Raw genomic sequence first — 24,078 nt, 5'->3', positions numbered from 1 at the left:
AAAATGATAGTAGGAAGTTTAGGAAAGGTTATATTTGCTTGTAATACTTATTATATTAAAACTATAAATAATCTTTCTATTTCTAAAAGTGTAAACTGGATAGAACATAAAATAATTGAAAGTAAACCTAAGTTGCAATTTGATAGTGCTAATTTAGATGAAATAAAGTTTGATATTCATTTAAATGCAGCTTTTAAAGTGAATCCTCTTAAGGTAGCAAAAGAATTAGAAGAATATATGAAAAAAGGTAAAAAATTAAAATTTATTTTAGGAGGAAAAGTAATAGGAACAGGGATGTATGTGATAACAAGTATTTCTGAAAATCATAAGACTTTTTCTGCATTAGGAACAGTTACAAAGATAGAGTTATCATTAACTTTAAAGGAGTATAACTAATGGAAGTAAAAATAAAAAATATTGAAAGAAATTATATTTTTAAAAGAAATGTTTCTGAAGAAGTAATTCAAAATATAGAAAATATAGTTGGAAGAGTAAGAGGAAATGTTGTTTTAGCAAGAGAAAAGGGAATAAACTCAGAAAATGTAGATTTGCCAACAGAAATTGTAAAAGCTGAAATAGCAGCTGATGTAATGGATGAACTAACTAGAGAGGAAAAAAGATTTTTAGTAACTGAAATAAATATGGTTTCTGAAAAAGAAAAAGTTGCAGGAATTATAAAAGGAGAGATATTAAATGAGTGATATCAGATTTGTGGATAGTGATGTAAATAATATAGAAAAAATTCTTAAAGCTGGATATGAGAGAATTATGAATCTTAAAATTGCTGAAGGAGATCCAATTAATGATTTTATAGGTTGGTTAACTTATTTATTTAGTGTCTCTAAAGAAGAAATTAATTTTACTGGAAAAATGAATCTTCTGAAATATGCTAAGGATGAATATTTAGATGCAATTGGAACTTTAGTAGGAGTAGAGAGAAACGAGGAAAAAGGAGCAAAGGCAACTATAAAATATACCTTTACAAAAATATTTACAGAAGTAGTAGTCATTCCAAAAGGGCATAAAGTAGCTGCTGGGAGTCTATATTTTGAATTAAATGAAAATTTGGAACTTAAAATAGGAACTAGAGAAATTATAGGAGAAGTGACTTGCATAACAACTGGAGAAATAGGGAATAATTTTGAAAAGAGAGAAATAAATACAATAGTAGATGATATACCTTATCTTTATACTGTAGAAAATATAACGGTTTCTAGTGGAGGCACAAACAGAGAAGAAGATGAAAGTCTTAGAGAAAGGATACATTTAAAACCTACATCATTTTCTACAGCTGGACCAGTTGCAGCGTATAAATACTATGTACTAACAGCTCATCAGGATATAGTTGATGCAGAAATATATACTCCTGAGGAAACACCAGGAGTTGTTAAGATAATTCCTTTGCTAAAGAATGGAATTATTCCAGGAGAAGAGGTATTAAATATTGTAAAAAATATATTAGAAAATGGAGTAAGACCTTTTACTGATAATGTTCAGGTTGAACCTCCAACAGCAGAAAATTACAATATACAATTTAAATGGTGGCTAAATAAAGAAGATGATATTCTTTTAATAACTCCTAAAGTAAGTGAAGCAGTGGAAGAATATAAAATCTGGCAAAAACAGAAACTTGGAAGAGATATAAATCCAAATAAACTTATTCAACTTCTGATTCAAGCAGGAGCAAAGAGAGTTGAAATAACAAGTCCAGTTTTCACTAAAATAGATAAAATTAAAATAGCACAAGAAAAATCCATACAAATAGACTATCAGGGGGTAGAAGATGAGTAATCTTTTAACTACAGATTATCAAAAGATTTTTCCAGAAAATTTAAAAAAATATAAAAATTTACAAGCTTTATCTCTCCAATTTGAAGAAGTTTTTAAAGAGGAGGTAGTTGCAGAGATTCCCAAATTAGCAATTTTTAAAAACTTAGAAGAACAATCAGATGAAGTCTTATCAGCTTTAGCTTGGCAATTTGTAATAGATAACTGGAAAGAAGAACTAGATAGAGAAGTGAAAATAAGGCTCATAAAAGAAGCTTATTGGGCACATAGTAAAAAAGGAACTAAAAAAATAATAGAAGAAAATTTAAAAAAATTAAACTATCCAATTCAGTTATCAGAATGGTTTGAATTTAATGGACAACCTTTTACTTTTAAAGTGACAACAACAAAAATTAATACTTCAGTACATTGGGTGGATGACTTATTAGAAATAATAAATAAATATAAGAATTGTCGAAGTATACTAGAATCTATTTGCTTAGATAGAGAAAGAGAAAATGCAGAGTATAGGGTTGGAAATTTCGTAATTTCCGAAATTGAAAAAGAATATTTTAGTAATTTAGAAGATAGAGATATAAAACTGAAATCATATCAAGGGATTTATAAGACAATAGAAATGGAGGTAGAAAGATGAAATATAATGGATTTACAAATGCAGGAAGTATGTATCAAGCTAAGTGTAAAGCAAATGAACTTCCTATAAAATTTGTTAAAGTAAAGATAGGTAATGGATTGCTTGAAGAAACAGAAGATCCAGCAAAGTTTATAGATGTAAAAAGCTTAAAAAAAGAGGTAGGAATATCTGAGAAAACCCAAATACAAGATGCAGTAAGACTTACAATCCAAATGGATAATGATGGAGTAACTGAAGGATATTTTCCACGAGAATTTGGAATATATGTAGAAGATGAAGGAGTAGAAGTTTTATATTGGTATGTAAATGATGGGAATGAAGCTTCTTATTTACCAACTCAGAGTACTGCTCCAGTAAAATTGAAAAATCATTTTAATATAATAGCTACATCTTTAGAAAGTTTGGTAGTAAATTGGAGTGGAAAAGAATTTTGGATAGATAAAGAATATCTGGAAAAAGAATTAGAAAAAAAGCAGGATATGACTGATAGTAGGCTTCTTACAACTGCAAAAACTATATGGGAATCTATAAATGAATTATTTACTAAAAAAGCAAATAAAGATGATGTAGAAAATAATTTAATTACTGTAGATGAAGGGAAAATTTTAGATGCAAGACAAGGACCAGCAATAGTAAATAAAATAAATGGACTAGCAGGTGGATATAGTGGAACTTTTCCACTTACAACAGCAGTAAAAGAAGGAATATACTTACTTCCAGCAACAAATAAGTTTTATGTATGTGTAGAAAATTATAGTGGTTCATCTTTGACCGCTCCTAACGCAAACTTTGAAGAATTATCAGTTTTTCAAAATCGAAACAAATTAGAGAATCTAAAAGGTTTTTGGGCATTGGAACCGACAGAATTTAAATTTAAAACTCCTATGACTTTTACAAAAAAACTTATAGAAAATGATATTGTTTTTGTTAATATGGGATTTTATCTAGGTGATTACAGTTACACTAGAACAAAAATATTTACTTCTAAAGCAATTTCTGGATTGGAATTATCTGGTTTTTATTCTGCAGATATTAAACAACCATTTTCATTTTCTCTAAATATAAATACAGATAATATATTGGTAGATAGACAAACAGGCTTTTCTACAAATACTATGGTTATATCAGTATATGTACTAAGAATATAATTAGAGAATTTATTTAAAATTATTGAAGTTGGGAAGTTGGGAATAAATAAAGCTTATTCTGGACAAAAGATAGCTATTTCTTTCAAAAAAACATATAAAAAACCTCCTTTAGTAATAGTGGGAGAAGAAATTTACTCTGTTGCAACTTTATCTACAACTAAAATAAAACTTTATAGTATAAATACTTCCGGTTTTGGAATAATTGTTCTTCAATCTTCTTCAGATTATTCTCCCCAATTTAATTATCTTGTTATAGAACAGGATTAGAGAATTTATTTACAATTAATAATTTAAACAATAAAATAATAATAAAAATTAAAGATGTTGCAGCTAAACATGAAGCCCGAGTTTTATTTGATAAACCTTTTCCTAACAAATGTCTAGGAGTATTCCTTACAGATTACACAAGTGGTGGAATAAACAAACAAGCTATAGAAACAGATTCTATGGATAAAACTGGCTTTATTTTTTTAACTGAAGCACCTGTTGCCGATTTTTTTATGTATTTTGCTATAGGGTATTAAGTTTAGAGAATTATTTAATTAGGTGGTTATGAATAGGGGATAGACAAAATTCCCTTTTCCCTCTTTAAAGATAAAAGTGTGAATGCCTTGAAAATACTAGCTTTTTAATTTCTAAGAAAATCAAATTTTCTGTTAGATTTGGAAATTAGAGTAGATATTTTTATAAAAATTATAATTTAAAAATATAGTTTTCGCAAGCTTGCGAAAACAAAAAGAATGATGATACCAATTATCAAAAACGTCAAGAAACTAAGGAGAAGCAAATGTTTTTGAAAACTTTTTTTAGAGATAATTTTAAAAAAAACAATGAAATTTATAAAATGTATCTTGAAAGTAAAATTTCAAAGTCAATTGACACAGCAGACACAACCTACAAAACTTATAAAAGTAATATGAATTTATTTCTAAAATGGTTTCATACAAAAGATAAAGGGTATTATCTGCTTGATAAAAAAACATTAAATGAATTTCCAGAAATAATAGATAGGTATATGATGTATTGTGTTAGAGAAAGGGGAAACAATAAAGTTACTGTTAATAATAAAATAACTGCTCTTTCAAGTTTTTATATTTGGGCTAGAAGAACAAGAAAAATAATTTTTAATCCTGTATTAGACATAGAAAGACAACAAAAATCTAAGTTGGACAAAAGAAGAAATAGTTATTTTTTAACAATAGAACAAATTAAATTTATAAAGCAACAAATGGAATTACAGCCACAAAAATTTGATATCAGAAGTAAAATAATTTTTAATATTTTTATTGATAGTGCTATTAGAATAGGGGAAATGACTCGTTTAAAAATAAGCAATTTAGATTTAAAAAATGATGTATTTATAAATATAAAGCAAAAAGGTGGAGAAATGAGAGAAGTTTATATATCAGAGGAAACAAAGGTTTTGATAAATAAATATCTCATATGGAGGCAAGAAAATAATATAAAAATAGATGACTTTTTAATTACAAAATATAATGGAAAATATAAAAATATGTCTCGTGAAACAATACGAGCAAGAGTACGTAAGATAGGAAAAATATTAAACATTGAGGATTTATATCCACACACTTTAAGAAAAACAATTGTTAATATTGTGACTAAATTAGGGAGTATAGATGATGGGGCATTAATAGCATATCATAAAAATACAACTGTCACAAGAGATCATTATATTCAAGAAATGACAGCAATTGAAAAAACTGAAAAAATAAAAAAAATAAGGGCATTGGCTCAATTTTAGGAGGATAAAATGATAACTAATATTTATAATGAAGCACTAACATTTATAACAGCTTTAAATTGTAACTTGGAGGAATTTAAGAAAGATCCTGAAAAATTTTATGAAAACTGGGATGAAAATTGGTATGCAAGTGATACAAGATATGAGTATCCAATAATAGATGGAAATTCTTTAAGAGAAATGACAAGAGAAGAAAAAATATTAAATTTAAATATGTCTGAATTATTACAAGATGGAGAATATATTGAAAATGGGGAAATTTTAATTGTAGAGTGTCCAGAGAGCATTTTAAGGAAAGCATGGGATAAAGAAAATCGTATATGGTATGAAACTATGACAAAAGAAGAAATTGTAGAAGTTAGAGCTAATAAGATACTTGAATATCAAAAATTAGTTGAAAATAAAAATATGTTAGAAGCAAGCAAGTTTCCTTCTGCTGATGAAATCAGTTTCATTGTAGTAAAAATGAATAATTTAGAAATAGAAATTAATAACTTGGGAAATAAAATTGAAACTTTTAAAATATAAAAAAGGATGAAAATATGAATATAAAAGAAATAATAAGAAATATAGATGTAAACAAGGTCATGAAAGTTATCGCATTAAATGAAATATCCAATAATCAGAATTTTATATATAAATTTTCATATGCAGGTGGAAGAAGTGGGTATAGTTTTGGAAGAAGTCAGTTTGATGTTAAAAATAATGATAGTGCTAAAAAATTTTTACAAGAAAAATGTGATTTTAGTGATAGTGATATAAATAGATTACTACAGCTTGACAAAGATGTTTTAGACCTAAATGGAAAGCTATCAGAGCATAAAAAAGAAATTGATGAACTTGATTTACAGCATATAAAATCTATGATAAATCATGTTGTTAGACTTGAGGGACTTCCAGAAATGAATGAGAAAGTATTTATTCATTTAGTTGATTATCATAATCAGTTTAATCTTGCAATAAATGGGAAAATGCACAAATATTTAAAAACTTTAAAAATCGCAACTTCCGAAAATATTTTGAAGTTTAAACTTGAAACTAAATGGGGAATAGAACATCCAACTGATGTGATCAGAAGATATAACAATATAGAAAAAAACTATTAAAGGAGATACAAATGGTAGAGGGATTGATAAAGTTTGGGAGTAAAATTTTAGACATTGTTTTTAAAAGAAGTAAAAATGCTGAAAAGGAACAAGATATAGAAGTAAAAAAAATAGATGTTTATTCAAAGGTAGTAGCAATAATAATTATAGTTTCTCTTTTTATGTGTGTTCTTGCTTCATTATTTCCAAGTCTTGCTATAACTGGCTGGTGGTTTGATTTATTTGAAAGGTTACTGCAAAGAATTTAAAGGGGGGAATAAATGATTGCAAAATTAGTTTCTGATTTAACAAATATTAATATTGGAGATATCTTATATAGTCTAAGCATAGGAGCTATGATTTATCTTATAGGTGGCAAAGATGATATATTAACAGGATTATTATTATTTATGATTTTTGATTATATAACTGGTTGGATAAAAGCTATTAAGAATAAAGATTTAAATAGTAAAAAAGCTGTCTATGGAATACTTAAAAAATTTGTAATTCTTATAATAGTAGCTATGAGTAATAGACTTGATATAATTTTTCATTTGACTGAAAAAGGATTAAATTGTAGATTTGTAGTTATATGTTTCTATATTGGAAGTGAGGGATTATCTATTTTAGAAAATGCTACTTTGATAGGTGTACCTGTTCCTGCTAAATTAAAAAAAATATTAGAACAATGTAAAAATGAGAAGCAAGAAAAGGCCATTGAAAATATATAAAAAGGCAAGAAAAAAGGAGAGTCCAGAAAACTCTCCTTTAATTTTTTATTGTCATTTTATTGTCACGAAGGTTTTTTAGTTCTTTCAAACTCTCTTTAAATAATGGTTTGAGAGAAATTTATCTACTACTCCCACTCGATAGTTGCAGGTGGTTTTGATGAAATATCATAAGTTAATCTATTGATTCCTTTAACTTCATTTAAAATTCTATTAGAAACTCTTTCTAAGAACTCAAATGGAAGGTGTGACCAAGTAGCAGTCATGAAGTCAATAGTATTAGCAGATCTCAATACAGCAGTATATTCATAAGTTCTTTCATCTCCCATAACTCCAACAGATTTAACTGGAAGAAGAACAACAAATGCTTGACTTACTTTAGTATAAAGGTCAGCAGCTCTTAATTCTTCAATAAATATATCATCAGCTTCTCTTAAAATATCAGCTTTTTCTTTATCTACTTCACCAAGGATTCTGATTCCAAGTCCTGGACCTGGGAATGGATGTCTGTCAACCATATGATCAGGAATTCCAAGTTCTCTTCCTACTTTTCTTACTTCATCTTTGAAAAGTTCTCTTAAAGGCTCAAGAAGTTTAAATTTCATATCTTCTGGAAGTCCTCCAACATTGTGGTGAGATTTAATAGTCATTGAAGGTCCTTTTACTGACATAGATTCAATAACATCTGGATATATAGTTCCTTGAGCAAGGAATTCTACATCTTCAAGTTTTTTAGCTTCTTCATCAAATACTTCAATGAATTCTTTTCCAATTATTTTTCTCTTAGTTTCAGGGTCAGATACACCAGCTAATTTAGCAAGGAATCTATCTTCTGCATCAACACATTTGATATTCATATGGAAGTTTTCTCCATATATTTCCATTACTTTTTTAGCTTCATCTTTTCTTAATAATCCAGTATCTACGAAAATACAAGTAAGTTGATCTCCAATAGCTTTGTGGATAAGAGTAGCAGCAACTGATGAGTCAACTCCTCCTGAAAGTCCAAGAAGAACTTTTTTATCTCCAACAGTTTCTTTGATGCTTTTTACAGTTTCTTCAATGTAGTTACCCATTGACCAGTTTTGCTCACATTTAGCAACATTGAAAACAAAGTTTTTAAGGATTTGAGTTCCATATTCTGAGTGAGTAACTTCAGCATGGAATTGAATACAGTAACTATTAACTTCAGGCAGATGCACAGCAGCTACACATGAATCAGTATGACCAATTTGAACAAATCCAGGAGCCATTTTAGTAACATGGTCATTGTGGCTCATCCATACTTTAGAATTGTTAGGAATACCTTGGAAAAGCGGACTGTCAGCAGAATCAATTAAAAGTTCAGCTTTACCAAATTCCTGTTTATCAGCTCTAGCAACTTCTCCACCCATTAAGTGAGTAGTAAGCTGCATACCATAACAGATACCTAATACAGGGATACCTTTGTAGAATAATTCTTTGTCTATAGTAGGAGCTCCTTCTGCATATACAGAGGAAGGTCCTCCTGAAAGGATTATTCCTTTAGGCTTTCTAGCAAGTATTTTTTCTAAAGGTTCAAAATATGGAACAACTTCAGCATAAACACCCATTTCTCTGACTCTTCTGGCAATCAGTTGATTGTATTGAGAACCAAAGTCCAGTATTACAATACTATTTTCTTTCATAAAAACCTCCAAATTTAAAATAAAAGGAGCGAAATGCTCCTTGTTAAACAACTTGAAAACAAATATCAACCTTTATATGATATTTATTTGATTATAGAATTCTATCATAAAATCGAAATCGTGTCAAAAGAAAAATTTCTTTAGAAATTTGGCTACACCATTATTATCGTTCGTGTCAGTGACATAATTAACTCTTGATTTTACTTCATGAGGAGCATTTCCCATAGCTACTCCATATTTTACAGAAGTAAGCATTTCTATGTCATTTACAGCATCACCAAAAGCTGCACATTCTTCAGGAGTAATACCATAAGTTCTGAGAGTTCTTTCCAGTACAAGACCTTTATTTACCTCTCTGTTTAACACTTCATATAGGGTATCCATAGATTTAGCTTTGTACACTTTATTACCTAATATTTTTTCTACTTCTCTATTTACTTCATCAAGAATATCAGGTGCACCCATGAACACAGTTTTAGTCATTTCGTAGTTATCAAAGCTATAGAAATCTTTTTCAATAGGGATAAGATCTCTTTCTTTAGCATATTCAAGAACTTCTTTTCTGCTTGAATCCTCTACATACCATTTATTGTCCTGATAAAGGTTAAGAGGAACTCCCATTCTTCTAGCTATTCTTATAACCTCTTTTACATATTCTTCTTGCAAAGGCAGTTCAAATACAACTCTATCACTTTTATATTCAACGACCTTAGCTCCATTATATGATATCACAACACCGCCAAGATCCAGATATTCTGCATAAGGCTTAGCAGCATTGTAAGTTCTTCCTGTAACTATAAATATTTTTACACCTTGCTGTTCCAATTCTTTAAGAACATCCCTATTAATATCTGAAATTTTTTTGTCAGTTGTTAAGAGTGTTCCGTCTAAGTCCAGAGCAACTGCTTTTATCTTCATTTTATCACCTCAATCGAATAAAAATATTGCTAAACTAATATGCATAGATTATAATACAGATTGAGGAAAATATCAAATTTAAAAAAGAGGTTTAAGATGATAAAAAATATTATATTTGATTTAGGGAATGTGCTTATTAAATACACTCCAGAGAATTTTTTAGAAAATAATGTAAAAAAAGAAAGACAGGAAAAGTTTATAGAGACTGTTTTTAAAAGTAAAGAATGGTTGGAGCTTGACAGAGGAACTTTATCATATGAGGATGCAATAGAAAAATTTGCTGAAAAAATTCCAGAAGAAAGAGAGAATTTAGAAAAACTTTTTAAAAATAATATAATGGATTGTTTAATACCAATAGAAGAAAATATTAAAGTATTAAAAAAATTAAAAGAAAAAGGGTATGATTTATTTGTTCTTTCTAATTTTCATAGACCAGCATTTGAGCAGATACAAAATGACTGGGAATTTTTTAATGCATTTGATGGAGGAGTTATATCTTGTTATTGCCATCTTTTAAAACCAAATCAGAGAATATATGAGTTATTGTTAGCTAAATATGGACTCATTCCTGAAGAAACATTATTTATAGATGATACTAAAGTAAATGTAGAAGGAGCAGAAAAAATAGGAATAGCAGGAATTCACCTTGATTTTCCAGAAATGTTAGAGGAACTCCTAAAAAATAAGGGGATAGAACTATAAAATTAATAAACGCTGTTAACTAAAGAGAGAACGATTCTCTTCTTGAAGATTAATAAAAAAAAGATTGGTTCTTAAAAATAAGGAAAAAAGCATACATACAAGGAAAAATTGGATGAAATAATTTAAAATATGCCATTATGAATTAATTAAATACTTTTTTTAATTACTTAAATATCTTTTGTCGAAGTTATTATTGGAGACATCTAAAAAAATTTTTAAAAAAATGAAATTTTCAATACACAAATAAGAAAATTTGTAGTATAATACGATAAAGTCGTATAACATTAAAAAGCCAGGAATAAAGTTGGTTTTTTGATAAAGAATTTTTTTATAACCAATAAATAGACAAAAGGGGGAAAAGAAAATGTTTTTGTCACCAGAAGAAAAATTGTTAGCCTTTAGAAAGAAACATAAAATAACTCAAGGAGAATTAGTGGGGGATGACATTACTAGAGTTTTTTTAGGTATGATTGAAATAGGCAAAAGATCGCTGACAGAAAAAACAGCTAAATTACTTTGCAAAAACTTTACTAAAATATTAGGTGAAAGAGGAATAAAAGATTCCATCAAACTAAGTGATCTTATGAAAACAAAAGAAGTACAGGCTTTGGAATACTTAGAAAATATAACTAAAGATACAAGTTCAGATCTCAAAGAAAACATTTGGGAAATAGAAGAAGCACTTTTTGAATTAAATGATAATGATAGAAGTGAATATTGTATGAAACTTTTTGCAAGATTTGAAAATGAAGAGAATTATTTAGATGCAAGAGACTATATTCTAAAATCGCTTCATGGTATCAGAAAAATAGTTGACCTTAAAGAAAAACTATTAGAAATTATGAAACTTAATAAAATATTAGGTGATTATAAAAATAGTGTATTCACTTATAGAAAATTTGAAGATAGACTTTCAAAAGAAAAATGGAGCAAAGAATATGAAATGCTTCAGTACAGATATGCAGAGGCTTTAGTAGAGACAGAAGGGTATACAGAAGCACTAAATATATTAAAGTTCTTATTTAAGAAGTCTAAAAATGAAGATTTCTTATTTGAAGTAAGAAAAATGACAGCTAAAACTTATAAAAATATGGGCGATTATGAGGAAGCGTCTAAAGAGTATGTATCCTTAGCTAAAGGAAGAAGTTCTGAAGAAAAGGCAGAAGCATACAGCAAACTTATTGAAATAGGAATAATTACTGAAGATAAAGTATTTTTAAAAAAATTCTATGAAAAATGTAAAGATAACTATGAAATAAATGGAATAAAAGAAGAATGTGATAACTTTGATGTACTTGTTCTATTAGCAAAGGGAGCAAAGGAATTAGGAAAAACAAAAGACAGCAGATCTTTTTACATGGAAGCATTAATGGTAGGAAAGAATTCGGGATGTGAAATAGAAGAAAGAATGGATATAATAACTGAATTATTCAAAATGTTTGAAAAGAGCGATTTCTATTCTGTACAAAGTATAGAAAATGAATATATCAACTTATTAGAACTAAAGAAAGATTATAAACCAGCTATAAAAATATTGGAATATTATCAAAAAAATATGCCTAGTGAAGTTTTGAAAAAATTTGAAATATTTTAAGAGTAATAACGGCTCTCTTCTTTGAAAAAAGGAGAGAGCTTTTTATATAATAAAAAACCACCGCTCTAAAACGGTGGTCAATAATTAACTAATTATTTTTTTAGTTGTACTCTCATTAAAAGATCTCCAATTTTAACATCTTTACCTTTAGCTACAACATCAATTTTTTCTATCATATCCATATTATTAATGATAACAGGAGTTTTTACTGAAGGTACTTTGCTTTTTATAAATTCAAGATCATACTCAACTAATTTATCTCCAACTTTAACTTGATTTCCAGCAGCTACTCTTTTGAATCCTTCACCTTTTAAAGTAACAGTATCTATTCCAAAGTGAACTATCATTTCAAGTCCATTAGGAGTTTCAAAACTTACAGCATGATTAGTTTCAAAAATATCAATTTCACCATCTACTGGAGCACACACTACTCCTTCAGCAGGATCAATAGCACATCCGTCTCCTACCATTTTTTGAGCAAAAGCTTCATCAGGAACTTCTGATAAATCTATAACTTTTCCATTAAGTGGAGAATATATATCAAACCATTCCTCTTCTTTCTTTTTCTTAAACATGTCAAATAATCCCATATTTTCCTCCCTATTTTTTCAAGATTTAGAAATTATAAACAATGTATATAAGATATTATTTCACACTTTTCAAAATAAATCAAATTATTATTTGAGAAATTTTGAACCATAAATAGTAATGTTTCTAAACTACAGTATAATATAATAAAAAGATAAATTAAAGAGGAAAAATATTTGGAAAGAGTATAATATAAATATAAAAGAAAAATCATTTTTAAACTGAATAATAAAATATAAAATAAATGTAGTGAAAAAAGAATAAAAAAAAATATTGTTTTAAAATGGTTGACAAAAATAAAAAAGTGTTCTATAATCAAAATATAAAAGATGAATATTGTTATAAATTAAATTTTAATATAGAGATTGAAAAGGAGGTTGGTTATATGAATCCAAACAAATTTACAGAGAATTCATTACTTGCTTTAAATGAGGCTCAAGCATTGACTATGAGAGCTAAACAACAAACAATAAAACCTGAATTTTTGGCATTGGCACTTTTAAAAAATACAGAAGGACTTATTCCAAGAATTATGGAGAAGCTTGAATTGAATCTCAACTACATTATTGGGCAGATAGAAAATGAAGTGAATAAATTCCCTAGAATAGAAGGAAGCAGTTTGGGAGATGTTACTTTAGATCAATCTACTCACAGAATTTTAATAGAAGCAGAAAATATTATGGAAAAGATGGGAGATTCTTATGTTAGTGTAGAACACATCTTTTGGGCGTTGATAAAAGAGATGCCTCTATTGAAAAAATTAGGAATAGATGAAAAAAAATATGAAGCAGCAGTAAAAGAGGTGAGAGGAAATCAAAAAGTAGATTCTCAAAATCCAGAAGCAACATATGAAGTTCTTGAAAAATATGCAAGAGATCTTGTTGAATTAGCAAGACAAGGTAAAATAGATCCTATTATAGGAAGAGATAGTGAAATAAGAAGAACTATACAGATAATATCAAGAAGAACTAAAAACAACCCTATATTAATAGGAGAGCCTGGAGTAGGAAAAACTGCTATAGCTGAAGGACTTGCTCAAAGAATACTTAATGGTGATGTTCCAGAATCATTAAAAGGAAAGAAACTTTATTCATTGGATATGGGTGCACTGATAGCTGGAGCAAAATTCAGAGGAGAGTTTGAAGAAAGACTTAAAGGTGTATTAAAAGAAGTAGAAAGTTCAAACGGAAATATAATACTATTTATAGATGAGATACATACTATAGTTGGTGCAGGAAAAACTGATGGAGCAATGGATGCAGGGAATATTTTAAAACCTATGCTTGCCAGAGGAGAAGTAAGAGTAATTGGAGCTACTACTATAGATGAGTACAGAAAATATATTGAAAAAGATGCTGCTCTTGAAAGAAGATTCCAGATAGTAATGGTTGATGAACCTACTGTTGAAGATACTATATCTATTTTAAGAGGACTTAAAGAGAAATTTGAAATGTATCATGGAGTAAGAATATCTGACTCTGCAATAGTTTCAGCAGCAACTTTGAGTAACAGATATATAGCAGACAGACAGCTTCCAGATAAAGCTATTGACCTTATAGACGAAGCAGCAGCTATGATAAGAACAGAGATAGATTCTATGCCAGCAGAGCTTGATGAATTAACTAGAAAAAGTATGCAGCTGGAAATAGAAAGAGAAGCTTTGAAAAAAGAAACTGATCAAGGATCAAAAGATAGATTAGAAATACTTGAAAAAGAACTTGCAGAAATGAACTCTAAAAAATCTTTGTTGAAATCACAATGGGAACTTGAAAAAAGAGATATAACAAAAGTAAAACAGCTTAAAGAAGAAGCTGAAAAAGTTAAACTTGAAATGGAACAAGCTGAAAGAAATTATGATTTAAGCAGATTATCAGAATTAAAATATGGAAAATTAGCTGGTATTGAAAAAGAAATACAGGAACAGCAGGCAAAATTAGATGAAACTTATGGAAACAGCGGACTGTTAAAACAAGAGGTTAATGCTGATGAAATAGCTGATATTGTTTCTAAATGGACTGGTATTCCAGTATCTAAATTAGCTGAAACTGAAAAAGAAAAAATACTTAACCTTGAAAATACTTTAAAAGACAGAGTAAAAGGTCAGGATGAAGCTGTAAGAGCAGTAGCAGATACTATGATTAGATCAAGAGCTGGACTTAAAGATAAAAATAGACCTATGGGATCATTTATATTTTTAGGACCAACAGGAGTAGGAAAAACTTATCTTGCAAAATCTCTAGCTTATAATTTATTTGACAATGAAGATAATGTTATAAGAATAGATATGAGTGAATATATGGATAAATTCTCCACTACTAGATTGATAGGAGCACCTCCAGGATATGTAGGTTATGAAGAGGGAGGACAGCTGACAGAGGCTGTAAGAACAAAACCTTATTCAGTAATCCTGTTTGATGAAATAGAAAAAGCCCATCCAGATGTATTTAATATTCTTCTTCAAGTGCTTGATGATGGTAGACTTACTGATGGACAAGGTAGAATGATAGACTTTAAAAATACATTGATAATTATGACATCTAATATAGGAAGTCACTTAATACTTGAAGATATCAATTTAAAAGAAGAAACAAAAGAGAGAGTACTTGATCAATTAAAAGCTAATTTCAGACCTGAGTTCTTAAACAGGGTAGATGAAATTATTATATTTAAAGCTTTAGATTTAGCTTCTATAAAAGACATTGTAAGATTATCACTTGAGTCTGTACAAGAAAAAGTAAAAGATAGATATATTGAGCTGCATTTTACAGAGCCAGTTGTTGAATATCTGGCAACTAATGCGTATGATCCTCAATATGGTGCTAGACCACTTAGAAGATATATTCAAAAACAACTTGAAACATCTCTTGCTAAGATGATACTTTCTAATAGAATTAAAGAAAGAGATAAAGTGGATGTAGAACTTGTAAATGGACAGATAGAATTTAAAGTAAGAGAGAAATAATAAAAAATAAAGAGATTGACTAAAAACTAAAATAAGTTTTAGGTCAATCTCTTTTTAATATTTATAAAAATTTATTATTTAGAATTTTTAACAAAATCAGCTGCATTTTCTCCAGCTATTTTACCAAAAACAGTAATATCAGTTACAGCATTTCCACCAATTCTGTTACCTCCATGTACTCCACCAGTGATTTCACCAGCAGCATATAGTCCAGGAATAACTTTTCCTTCAGGAGTAAGAACTTGAGTATCAGTATTGATACGAACTCCTCCCATAGTGTGATGGATAGCAGGAGATACTTCAATAGCATAGAATGGAGCTTTCACTAATTCTCTAGGAAGTCCTTTCTTACCAAAATCTTTATCTTCACCAGCTTTTACATATCCATTATAAGTTGTAATAGTTTCAACAAAAGTTTTAGGTTCGATTCCTACTTTTCCAGCTAACTCTTCTAAAGTAGAAGCTTCAACTGCAAATCCCTGTTTAACATATCCATTTATTGCAGAAAGATTTTCTCTTGTACCTTGATCAAATACTAGGAAAGCACTTGCGCCTTTTTGAGCAAGTTCAGCTTTAGAAACAACATCTCTAGTTTCAAGTTCGTTGATAAATCTCTTACCATCTCTGTTGATTAAGATAGCCCCTTCTCCTCTTACACTTTCAGTAATCATAGCAGTATTATTATGAACTACTGTAGGGTGAGTTTGAATTTCAGGCATATCTACAAGATCAGCACCAGCAGCTTTAACCATTTTGATACCTTCACCAGTAATAGCAGGGCTGTTAGTAGAACCAAATCCTTTAAGAGCAGGATTGTATTCTTCTATCATAGCAGGGTTGGCACCAAATCCACCAGTAGCCATAACCACAGCTTTAGCAGAAATAACATAAGTTTGTCCTTTATGTTTAACTTCTACACCAGTAACTTTATCACCAGTTTTTATTAATTTAGTAACTTCACTTTCAGTTCTGATTTCAATTCCTAATTTATCAGCAGTATCACTAAGAGCAGCTACAACAACAGGACCAACAGCTTTTCCACCAGTAGGTCTGTGAATTCTTTTTACACTTTGACCACCAGAGAAAGAAACTTCTGTAAGATCAGTTCCTTTTGAAATAAGCCAGTCAATAATATGTTTAGATTCATCAGTCATTTTTTTAAGAAGTTCAGGATTATTTTTGTTTTTTCCACCTTTCATAGTATCGTTATAGAAAAGTTCTTCTGAATCTTCAATACCTAATTTCTTTTGAAGAGAAGTATTAGCAGCATTAATACCACCAGTTGCATAGTTAGTGTTTCCACCTAACATAGCCATTTTTTCAAGAAGGATAACATTAGCTCCCTTTTCTTTTGCAGCAATAGCAGCAGTAAGTCCAGCTCCTCCTCCTCCAACTACAACAATGTCGGTAGAGATGTCAGTAAGAACTGCATCAGCTTTTTTAGCAGGTGCTTTACTTACTAATTTGATGCCAGCTTGAGCTACAGCAGCTCCAACAGCTTTCTTTATTCCTTCAGAAGTGTAAGTAGCTCCAGCTACATTATCAACTTCTACACTTTGATTTTCTACGATTTCTTTAGTAACCTGCTCCATAGCTTTTTTAGTGAAAGCAGTTTCCTCATGTTTAAGTATCTCTACCCCTTTGATTTCATTTCCCTCATAAGTAACATTAACTTTGATATCTCCCTTATAACCTGCTCCAACACCTTCAATAGTTTTTGCACTAGCTACAGAAGATATCATGATAGTTAAGGCAGACAATAAACATAACAGTTTTTTCCTCATATTTCACCCCTTATTAGAATATATAGTGTATTTTTTATGCATGAAATGATGCATACCATTACCATTATATTATATATTATATATAAAAAGAATGTCAAATATTTATTTTTAAGAAATATTTTCTCAGCTTTTAAGATAAAAAAAGAGTGACTGAAAGAGTCACTCTTAGGTTTAATTATCAGTTATTTAAAATTATTTTGAGTTTTTAGCGAAATCAGCAGCATTTTCTCCAGCAGTTTTACCATAAACTGTGATATCAGTTACAGCATTTCCACCAATTCTGTTAGCTCCATGCACTCCACCAGTAATTTCTCCAGCAGCATATAATCCTGGGATAACTTTTCCATCAGCAGTTAATACTTGAGCTTCAGTATTGATACGAACTCCTCCCATAGTATGATGAACAGCAGGAGAAACTTCAATAGCATAGAAAGGAGCTTTTGCAAGTTCTCTAGGAAGAACAGTTTTTCCAAAGTCTTTATCTGCTCCAGCTTTTACATATCCATTATAAGTTTCCATAGTTTTTACTAATGTTTTTCCATCTATTCCTACTTTTTGAGCTAATTCTTCAAGAGTAGCCCCTTCTACAGCTAGTTTTCTTCTTACATATCCATTGATAGCTCCAAGATTTTCTCTGACAGACTGGTCAAATATTAAGAAAGCACTTTTACCAGTTTGATCTAATTCAGCTTTAGAAACAACATCTCTAGTTTCAAGTTCACTGATAAATCTTTTACCTTCTCTGTTTACAAGAATAGCTCCCTCTCCTCTTACAGCTTCAGTAATCATAGTAGTATTGTTATGAACAACAGTAGGGTGAGTTTGAATTTCAGTCATGTCCACAAGAGCTCCCCCAACAGAATTTACCATCTTGATACCTTCTCCAGTGATAGCAGGACTGTTAGTAGAACCAAATCCTTTAAGAGCAGGACTGTATTCAGCTACCATAGCAGCATTTGCACCAAATCCACCAGTAGCCATAACTACAGCTTTAGCATTTATTTTATATGTTTCACCTTTGTGTTTAACTTCAACACCAGTAATTTTGTTTCCAGTTTTGATGATTCCTACAACTTCACTTTCAGTTCTTACATCAATACCATCTTTTTCAGCAGTATTAGCAAGAGCATCAACAATAACAGGTCCTACAGCTTGCCCACCAGTAGGTCTGTGAGTTCTTTTTGCACTTTGTCCTCCTGTGAATACTACCTCAGAAAGATCAGCACCTCTTTCAGTAAGCCAGTTGATAATATTACTAGAATCAACAGTTAATTTTTTTACTAATTCAGGATTATTTTTATTTTTTCCACCTTTCATAGTATCATTATAGAAAAGTTCAGCAGAATCTTCTATTCCTAATTTTTTTTGAAGATCAGTATTTGCAGCATTGATACCAGCAGTTGCATAGTTAGTATTTCCACCTAACATAAGCATTTTTTCAAGAAGGATAACATTAGCTCCCTTTTCTTTTGCAGCAATAGCAGCAGAAAGACCAGCACCTCCTCCTCCAACTACAACAACATCAGTAGTAACATCAGCACCATAAGCAGTAAAGCTCATAACAGCAGCACCAAGTAAACATAACAGTTTTTTCTTCATTCTACACCCCTCATAAATTAATATATATTGGTTATTTTATGTTCAATATGAACGTATAAATTAACAAATCTATTATATCTTATTAGGAGAAAAGAAGTCAATTGTTTTCTAAAAATCTGAAATAAAAAAAAGAGATTGGCATGAATCTTTTGCACAATCTCTTTATAAAAATTATAATTTAATTTTATTTAAGACCAAATTTTACTAAATCATTTTCTACATCAGATATTCCTGCAAGTCCAAAAGTATTTACTAATACATTCAATACATTAGGAGAAAGGAATGCTGGAAGAGTAGGACCAATATGGATATTTTTTACTCCAAGAGATAATAGAGCAAGAAGTACAATTACAGCTTTTTGTTCATACCATGCAATATTATATACTATTGGAAGTTTGTTGATATCATCAAGTCCAAATATTTCTTTTAATTTCAAAGCTATAACAGCTAATGAATAAGAGTCATTACATTGTCCAGCGTCAAGTACTCTAGGAATACCATTTATATCACCTAAAGGAAGTTTATTATATTTATATTTTGCACATCCGGCAGTTAGGATAACTGTATCTTTAGGAAGAGCTTTTGCAAAATCAGTATAGTAGTTTCTGTTAGGCATTCTTCCATCACATCCACCCATAACTATAAATCTTTTGATAGCTCCAGATTTTACAGCTTCAACTACTTTATCAGCTAGAGCAAATACTTGATTATGTGCAAATCCACCAACAATTTCACCTTTTTCTATTTCAGTAGGAGCTTTGCAAGTTTTAGCAAGTGCTATAACTTCAGAGAAATCTTTCTTTCCATCTGTTCCAACAGGAATTCTTTTCCAACCTGGGAATCCAGCGGCATTTGTAGTAAATATTCTATCATTATATGTTGCTTTTTCTAATGGAGGAACTATACAGTTAGTTGTAAATACAACTGGTCCATTGAAAGTTTCAAATTCCTCTTTTTGTTTCCACCATGCATTTCCATAGTTACCAAAGAAATGAGAATATTTTTTTAATTTTGGATAATAATGTCCTGGAAGCATTTCAGAGTGAGAATAAATATCTACTCCACTGTCCTTACTTTGCTCAAGAAGTTGTTCCAAATCGTTAAGGTCATGTCCACTGATTAATATACCAGGTCTAGTACCTACCCCAATATTTACTTTTGTTATTTCAGGGTTTCCAAATGCTGAAGTATTAGCTTCATCAAGAAGAGCCATTGTTTTTACTCCAAATGCTCCACATTCAAGAACAAGAGATGTTAATTCATCTCCAGAAAGAGAATCATCTAAAGTTGCTAAAAGAGCTTTTTCCATGAAGATAAATATTTCTTCATTAGTCTTATTAAGATTCATTGCATGTTCTGCATAAGCAGCCATACCTTTTAATCCATAAGTTAATAATTCTCTTAAAGATCTCACATCTTCATTTTCTGTTCTAAGTACTCCAATATCATGATGTTTAGAAAATTCCATTAATTCGTTATCTGATGTATAAGACCATGTAGTAAGCTGAATATTTTCAAATTTTGGATCTAAAGCAGCACCTTTTTTTATAAGAGCATCTTTTACTTCACTTCTTAATTTTAATCCATGTTTAATTTCATTGATGATAGCTTCATTATCAAAATTTGCATTTGTAATAGTTATAAATAAAGAGTTTATAAGATATTTATCTGTAGTTTTTAATAGTTGATCTGTATTAGAAACTTTTCTCAGCTGAGAACTATAAGCTGCAACACCTTTTAAAGTATAAACCAATAAATCTTGAAGAGATGCAGTGGCAGGTTTTTTACCACATACCCCAGCTATTGTACATCCAGTTCCTTTCATTGTTTCCTGGCATTGAAAACAAAACATTTCATTACACATATTAATTCCTCCTTTTTTAAAGTAAATCACTTCTTGTCATAGGTCAATGATACAATATTTTTCATAGAGAAACAGTAACATATGTTACATTTTTAAAAATTTCTCTTATATGATTTTACGAGAAGAAAGCAGATTTCCTTTTTTCTTTAAAAGGAAATTTTTAATAAAAAAAACTGACCTGATAAACAGATCAGTTTTGAATTTTAAATTAAATAAATATTTCTGGCTCTTTTCTTTCGCTGCATTTTGTTTCAAGGAAAGCAACAATATCTTTAAGAGGATTGCCAGGAATCTCTCTTCCATTGAAAGTACATATTTTAACACATGCATAACAATGAATACATTTTTCTACATCAACTATTTCAGGATCTTTTTTATCAATAGCTCCTACAGGGCATACTATATGGCATTTTCTGCAATAGATGCAATTTTTATTCGCCATAGGAGAAAATACTCTTACAGGCATATCAGCTTTATAAGGAAAATTACCTTTAACATCTATATTTTTTGTATAGGTATCAGAATCTACTTTAGCTCGAATATCTTTACCAAAAGCTACAGCCTTTGCAATATCCTCATCATCAGGTCTTCTTGTACCTACTTTTCTAGTATAAGAATGTTCTCCAATAAATGCTCCACCTGCAATTACTGAAAATCCATTTTCTGAAAGGATATCTTTTAATTCCAGCAAAGCATCATCATAATCTCTGTTTCCATAAACAGCTACAGCTACTGCTAAACTGTTATCTCCATGTATTTTATTCAGCATATTTCTTGTAATAACAGGAGTTCTTCCACCATATACAGGAACTCCTACAATAGCGATCTCATCTTTTTGAAGATAAAATTCTTCTTCACTCTCAAATGAAAAAGTAAGATCATGTTCCACAAAACCAGCCCCTAAACCTTCAGCAATAGCTTTTACAGTTTTTTTTGTAGTATAAGTAGGGCTGAAATAAAATAGATGAACATTTTTGATAACCATAAGCATTTCCTCCTAAGTTATGTATTATATTATAAATCCGCTTCCAAGGACTTTGTGATCTTCATCATAAAAAACCACTCCCTGTCCAGGAGTTACAGCTCTAACCTGATTTTCTATAAAATTAACTTTAATATTTCCACTAGAAAGTACTTCAAGTTTACATTTGTGAAGCTGATCTCTTGAACGTGTTTTTGCCCAACACTCTATTCCATTTAAATCTTCTATATTATCAACAGATATTAAATTAACACTTTCAGCAATAAGGCTGTTTTTGAAAAGCATTTCATTTGGACCTACTATTACACAATTTCTTTTACTGTCTAATTCAATGACGTAAAGAGGACTTTCCAGAGCTATTCCCAATCCTTTTCTCTGTCCAATTGTATAAAACGAAAGACCTTTATGTTTTCCAAGCACTTTTCCATTTACATCAATTATATTTCCAGGTTTTCCAGCTTTTCCATTACTCATTTCCATAAGGAATTCTTTAAGTTTGCCATCTTCAACAAAACATATTTCCTGAGAATCTTTTTTTGCATAAACTCTCACTCCTAAAAGCTGAGCCAATTCTCTAACTTTTGGTTTTTCAAGATTTCCAATAGGAAATTTTAGATATTTTAGATTATCTTTTTTCATTTGAGAAAGGAAATATACTTGATCTTTACCAGCATCATCACCCATAGACAGAACTCCATCCTTCATTTGAGTATAATGACCAGTAGCCATAAAATCAGCACCTTTTGAACGAGCAAAATCTATAAGCAATCCTAATTTTATATATTTGTTACATACCATACAAGGATTTGGAGTTTTACCTTTAAGATATTCATCTACAAAATAGTCCATTACCTTTTCTTTAAATTCCTTAGTTACATCTAAAAGATAGTATGGAATTCCTAAATCATCACATACTTTTTTAGCATCAGAATCTTCAGGTTTACAAGTTTTCATTGTAACTCCAAAGACATTATAACCTTGTTTTTTTAATAGATAAGCAACAGTAGAACTGTCAACTCCTCCACTCATAGCTACTGCTATTGTTGTACTTTTGTTGTTTTCATCATATTGAAGGTATTTTGAAAACTCATTGTTTATTGTATTCATAAAAACCACCTTTATTTTGTAAAATTAATGTTTAAAAGAAAATTTTGTTAAAAGAATGGAATAAAGTAATTATTCCAAATATAAATATAAGACCACCTGATATTCTTGATATCTTAATCAGATTTTCTTCAGTAATAGTTCTTCTCCAGTGAGAAAGGAGAAAAGTAGTAAAAAACCATTCAGCAGCTCCTCCTAAAAATATACCGCAAGCTACTTGAAAAGGAACAGCATGTCCTTCAGATTCAAATATCCTCAAAGTAGTAAAGATAACCATTATAGTGAAGATACTTGAAACATTTGCCAAAGCCACAGCAAATGTAGTGAAATAATTTTGGATAATTCCAACAGGATCAAGCTCTATTTTTTTTACTTTCATTTTTCTGCTCATTTTTTTCAAACCAACAACAAGTAGGAAAATACTTATACCAATTTCAAGAAAACACTCATATTTTATAATGAAATCATCTATTTTATTGATAAAAAGAAGAGCTGTCAATCCATAGATAACATCTACAGTGACCATTCCAAGAGAAGAAACATAGCCTTCTTTTTGGCCTTCTACTAAAGTTTTTTCCATACAATAAATCCCTACAGGACCAAAAGGAAGTGATAAGATAAGCCCAGTAATCATTCCTTTGAAAAATGTTAAATCCAAAATAGTACCTCCAATAAGTCAATATTAAAGTTCTTTGCCGCAGTTTGGGCAGCAAGAAGGGGTCTGCCTGTAAGGTGTGTCACAATATGGACATATTCCCCTTTCTATTAAAATAGATTCAATATCATTGTAAGTAGCAGCTTTTTTTCTATAAACTTTTATTGTAGAATCAGCTTTTATTTCGTAAACACTATTACATTTTTGGCAATGTATCACGTGATCTACTTTATATTTGTAAATAGGAAAAGAAAAAAGGACAAAGATATTTTGAAGTCTGTGAAGGTTGACTTTTTTACTGGTACACCCTGTACATTCAAATATTATTTCCCCTAATTTGTAGTCAGCATTTTTGACTCCAAAATTTTTAAAAAAACTCATTGCAGCTCCTTTACATTGATTGATCATATTTTAGTAATTCGTAATACTAAGGAAAAAATCTTTTTTATTTTTGAAAAAGTTTTCACAGATATACAACTTTTCCTTATTGATTATATCATATATTACATTGAAT

Annotated in this window: 25 protein-coding genes; 15 read left to right on the top strand and 10 right to left on the bottom strand. The window is 29.8% G+C overall.

What is annotated here, in order from left to right:
• Positions 1-3 precede the first annotated feature (3 nt).
• The 12 genes from C4N20_RS15640 to C4N20_RS15590 all read left to right on the top strand — a co-directional run bounded on the left by C4N20_RS15640 (position 4) and on the right by C4N20_RS15590 (position 7,148).
• Entirely contained in the window at positions 4-396 is a 393-nt protein-coding gene (locus tag C4N20_RS15640) for a phage tail protein (protein WP_005980004.1), read from the top strand.
• Positions 396-701 carry a hypothetical protein gene (locus C4N20_RS15635; RefSeq protein ID WP_005980002.1) on the top strand — a complete coding sequence of 102 codons (306 nt, stop codon included), beginning with the start codon at positions 396-398 and terminating at the stop codon, positions 699-701. Before C4N20_RS15640 ends, C4N20_RS15635 begins: the two co-directional genes overlap by 1 nt.
• Positions 694-1,791 (top strand): baseplate J/gp47 family protein, encoded by a 1,098-nt coding sequence (locus tag C4N20_RS15630; RefSeq protein ID WP_005980000.1) that lies wholly within the window; start codon positions 694-696, stop codon positions 1,789-1,791. Before C4N20_RS15635 ends, C4N20_RS15630 begins: the two co-directional genes overlap by 8 nt.
• A complete protein-coding gene (locus C4N20_RS15625; RefSeq protein ID WP_005979998.1) occupies positions 1,784-2,422 on the top strand; it encodes a phage tail protein I in 639 nt (212 codons plus the stop codon). Before C4N20_RS15630 ends, C4N20_RS15625 begins: the two co-directional genes overlap by 8 nt.
• Positions 2,419-3,570, top strand: a complete 1,152-nt coding sequence (locus C4N20_RS15620; protein ID WP_106878603.1) for a hypothetical protein — start codon at positions 2,419-2,421, stop codon at positions 3,568-3,570. Before C4N20_RS15625 ends, C4N20_RS15620 begins: the two co-directional genes overlap by 4 nt.
• Before the next feature lie 36 nt (positions 3,571-3,606).
• Entirely contained in the window at positions 3,607-3,837 is a 231-nt protein-coding gene (locus C4N20_RS15615) for a hypothetical protein (protein ID WP_040490632.1), read from the top strand.
• A gap of 14 nt (positions 3,838-3,851) precedes the next feature.
• A complete protein-coding gene (locus C4N20_RS16875; RefSeq protein ID WP_425319929.1) occupies positions 3,852-4,094 on the top strand; it encodes a gp53-like domain-containing protein in 243 nt (80 codons plus the stop codon).
• A 263-nt stretch (positions 4,095-4,357) separates the two neighbouring features.
• Entirely contained in the window at positions 4,358-5,332 is a 975-nt protein-coding gene (locus C4N20_RS15610) for a tyrosine-type recombinase/integrase (protein WP_005979991.1), read from the top strand.
• A 9-nt stretch (positions 5,333-5,341) separates the two neighbouring features.
• A complete protein-coding gene (locus tag C4N20_RS15605; RefSeq protein ID WP_005979990.1) occupies positions 5,342-5,860 on the top strand; it encodes a hypothetical protein in 519 nt (172 codons plus the stop codon).
• Positions 5,861-5,874: 14 nt separating this feature from the next.
• A complete protein-coding gene (locus C4N20_RS15600) occupies positions 5,875-6,438 on the top strand; it encodes a hypothetical protein (RefSeq protein ID WP_005979988.1) in 564 nt (187 codons plus the stop codon).
• 11 nt (positions 6,439-6,449) lie between these two features.
• Positions 6,450-6,686 (top strand): hypothetical protein, encoded by a 237-nt coding sequence (locus C4N20_RS15595; RefSeq protein WP_005979986.1) that lies wholly within the window; start codon positions 6,450-6,452, stop codon positions 6,684-6,686.
• A 12-nt stretch (positions 6,687-6,698) separates the two neighbouring features.
• On the top strand, positions 6,699-7,148 hold the full coding sequence (locus C4N20_RS15590; RefSeq protein WP_005979984.1) for a phage holin family protein: 450 nt from the start codon (positions 6,699-6,701) through the stop codon (positions 7,146-7,148).
• A 125-nt stretch (positions 7,149-7,273) separates the two neighbouring features.
• Here C4N20_RS15590 and guaA read toward each other — a convergent pair whose 3' ends face one another.
• Both guaA and C4N20_RS15580 read right to left on the bottom strand, forming a co-directional pair.
• The gene (gene guaA, locus C4N20_RS15585; protein ID WP_005979982.1) at positions 7,274-8,812 is read right to left on the bottom strand and encodes a glutamine-hydrolyzing GMP synthase; all 1,539 of its coding nucleotides are present in this window, start codon (positions 8,810-8,812) and stop codon (positions 7,274-7,276) included.
• Positions 8,813-8,935: 123 nt separating this feature from the next.
• Complete coding sequence (locus tag C4N20_RS15580; RefSeq protein WP_005979980.1) at positions 8,936-9,730, bottom strand: Cof-type HAD-IIB family hydrolase; 795 nt, start codon at positions 9,728-9,730, stop codon at positions 8,936-8,938.
• A 96-nt stretch (positions 9,731-9,826) separates the two neighbouring features.
• On the opposite strand from C4N20_RS15580, the gene C4N20_RS15575 reads away from it, so the two are divergent.
• Together C4N20_RS15575 and C4N20_RS15570 are read left to right on the top strand one after the other, a co-directional pair.
• Positions 9,827-10,432 (top strand): HAD family hydrolase, encoded by a 606-nt coding sequence (locus tag C4N20_RS15575; protein ID WP_005979978.1) that lies wholly within the window; start codon positions 9,827-9,829, stop codon positions 10,430-10,432.
• A gap of 364 nt (positions 10,433-10,796) precedes the next feature.
• Positions 10,797-12,026: a tetratricopeptide repeat protein gene (locus tag C4N20_RS15570; RefSeq protein ID WP_005979975.1), complete on the top strand. Its 1,230-nt coding sequence runs from the start codon at positions 10,797-10,799 to the stop codon at positions 12,024-12,026.
• A 92-nt stretch (positions 12,027-12,118) separates the two neighbouring features.
• On the opposite strand, the gene C4N20_RS15565 is transcribed toward C4N20_RS15570, so the two are convergent.
• On the bottom strand, positions 12,119-12,616 hold the full coding sequence (locus C4N20_RS15565) for a PTS sugar transporter subunit IIA (protein ID WP_005979973.1): 498 nt from the start codon (positions 12,614-12,616) through the stop codon (positions 12,119-12,121).
• A 383-nt stretch (positions 12,617-12,999) separates the two neighbouring features.
• Here C4N20_RS15565 and clpB point away from each other — a divergent pair, with 383 nt between their 5' ends.
• Entirely contained in the window at positions 13,000-15,576 is a 2,577-nt protein-coding gene (gene clpB / locus C4N20_RS15560; protein WP_040490831.1) for an ATP-dependent chaperone ClpB, read from the top strand.
• A 74-nt stretch (positions 15,577-15,650) separates the two neighbouring features.
• Here clpB and C4N20_RS15555 read toward each other — a convergent pair whose 3' ends face one another.
• The 7 genes from C4N20_RS15555 to C4N20_RS15525 form a co-directional block, all read right to left on the bottom strand.
• Positions 15,651-17,360 (bottom strand): flavocytochrome c, encoded by a 1,710-nt coding sequence (locus tag C4N20_RS15555; protein ID WP_005979969.1) that lies wholly within the window; start codon positions 17,358-17,360, stop codon positions 15,651-15,653.
• Between the two features lie 192 nt (positions 17,361-17,552).
• Positions 17,553-18,959 (bottom strand): flavocytochrome c, encoded by a 1,407-nt coding sequence (locus C4N20_RS15550; protein WP_005979968.1) that lies wholly within the window; start codon positions 18,957-18,959, stop codon positions 17,553-17,555.
• Between the two features lie 184 nt (positions 18,960-19,143).
• The gene (hcp, locus tag C4N20_RS15545) at positions 19,144-20,823 is read right to left on the bottom strand and encodes a hydroxylamine reductase (protein ID WP_005979967.1); all 1,680 of its coding nucleotides are present in this window, start codon (positions 20,821-20,823) and stop codon (positions 19,144-19,146) included.
• A 208-nt stretch (positions 20,824-21,031) separates the two neighbouring features.
• Positions 21,032-21,808, bottom strand: coding sequence for a flavodoxin family protein (locus C4N20_RS15540; protein WP_005979966.1), 777 nt, complete (start codon positions 21,806-21,808; stop codon positions 21,032-21,034).
• 24 nt (positions 21,809-21,832) lie between these two features.
• Positions 21,833-22,921 carry a tRNA 2-thiouridine(34) synthase MnmA gene (gene mnmA / locus C4N20_RS15535; protein WP_371417997.1) on the bottom strand — a complete coding sequence of 363 codons (1,089 nt, stop codon included), beginning with the start codon at positions 22,919-22,921 and terminating at the stop codon, positions 21,833-21,835.
• Positions 22,922-22,943: 22 nt separating this feature from the next.
• Positions 22,944-23,567 (bottom strand): LysE family translocator, encoded by a 624-nt coding sequence (locus C4N20_RS15530; RefSeq protein ID WP_005979962.1) that lies wholly within the window; start codon positions 23,565-23,567, stop codon positions 22,944-22,946.
• A 24-nt stretch (positions 23,568-23,591) separates the two neighbouring features.
• Positions 23,592-23,945 (bottom strand): zinc-ribbon domain-containing protein, encoded by a 354-nt coding sequence (locus tag C4N20_RS15525; protein ID WP_005979960.1) that lies wholly within the window; start codon positions 23,943-23,945, stop codon positions 23,592-23,594.
• Positions 23,946-24,078 lie beyond the last annotated feature (133 nt).

The organism is Fusobacterium ulcerans (genome assembly GCF_003019675.1).
GTDB lineage: Bacteria > Fusobacteriota > Fusobacteriia > Fusobacteriales > Fusobacteriaceae > Fusobacterium_A > Fusobacterium_A ulcerans.
Note: the sequence above shows the minus strand (reverse complement) of the source record. Positions and strands in the feature narration are given on the sequence as shown.

Coding starts and splice junctions, on each gene's coding strand:
- C4N20_RS15640 (WP_005980004.1), top strand. CDS start 4: ATGATAGTAGGAAGTTTAGGAAAGGTTATATTTGCTTGTAATACTTAT.
- C4N20_RS15635 (WP_005980002.1), top strand. CDS start 396: ATGGAAGTAAAAATAAAAAATATTGAAAGAAATTATATTTTTAAAAGA.
- C4N20_RS15630 (WP_005980000.1), top strand. CDS start 694: ATGAGTGATATCAGATTTGTGGATAGTGATGTAAATAATATAGAAAAA.
- C4N20_RS15625 (WP_005979998.1), top strand. CDS start 1,784: ATGAGTAATCTTTTAACTACAGATTATCAAAAGATTTTTCCAGAAAAT.
- C4N20_RS15620 (WP_106878603.1), top strand. CDS start 2,419: ATGAAATATAATGGATTTACAAATGCAGGAAGTATGTATCAAGCTAAG.
- C4N20_RS15610 (WP_005979991.1), top strand. CDS start 4,358: ATGTTTTTGAAAACTTTTTTTAGAGATAATTTTAAAAAAAACAATGAA.
- C4N20_RS15605 (WP_005979990.1), top strand. CDS start 5,342: ATGATAACTAATATTTATAATGAAGCACTAACATTTATAACAGCTTTA.
- C4N20_RS15600 (WP_005979988.1), top strand. CDS start 5,875: ATGAATATAAAAGAAATAATAAGAAATATAGATGTAAACAAGGTCATG.
- C4N20_RS15595 (WP_005979986.1), top strand. CDS start 6,450: ATGGTAGAGGGATTGATAAAGTTTGGGAGTAAAATTTTAGACATTGTT.
- C4N20_RS15590 (WP_005979984.1), top strand. CDS start 6,699: ATGATTGCAAAATTAGTTTCTGATTTAACAAATATTAATATTGGAGAT.
- guaA (WP_005979982.1), bottom strand. CDS start 8,812: ATGAAAGAAAATAGTATTGTAATACTGGACTTTGGTTCTCAATACAAT.
- C4N20_RS15580 (WP_005979980.1), bottom strand. CDS start 9,730: ATGAAGATAAAAGCAGTTGCTCTGGACTTAGACGGAACACTCTTAACA.
- C4N20_RS15575 (WP_005979978.1), top strand. CDS start 9,827: ATGATAAAAAATATTATATTTGATTTAGGGAATGTGCTTATTAAATAC.
- C4N20_RS15570 (WP_005979975.1), top strand. CDS start 10,797: ATGTTTTTGTCACCAGAAGAAAAATTGTTAGCCTTTAGAAAGAAACAT.
- C4N20_RS15565 (WP_005979973.1), bottom strand. CDS start 12,616: ATGGGATTATTTGACATGTTTAAGAAAAAGAAAGAAGAGGAATGGTTT.
- clpB (WP_040490831.1), top strand. CDS start 13,000: ATGAATCCAAACAAATTTACAGAGAATTCATTACTTGCTTTAAATGAG.
- C4N20_RS15555 (WP_005979969.1), bottom strand. CDS start 17,360: ATGAGGAAAAAACTGTTATGTTTATTGTCTGCCTTAACTATCATGATA.
- C4N20_RS15550 (WP_005979968.1), bottom strand. CDS start 18,959: ATGAAGAAAAAACTGTTATGTTTACTTGGTGCTGCTGTTATGAGCTTT.
- hcp (WP_005979967.1), bottom strand. CDS start 20,823: ATGTGTAATGAAATGTTTTGTTTTCAATGCCAGGAAACAATGAAAGGA.
- C4N20_RS15540 (WP_005979966.1), bottom strand. CDS start 21,808: ATGGTTATCAAAAATGTTCATCTATTTTATTTCAGCCCTACTTATACT.
- C4N20_RS15525 (WP_005979960.1), bottom strand. CDS start 23,945: ATGAGTTTTTTTAAAAATTTTGGAGTCAAAAATGCTGACTACAAATTA.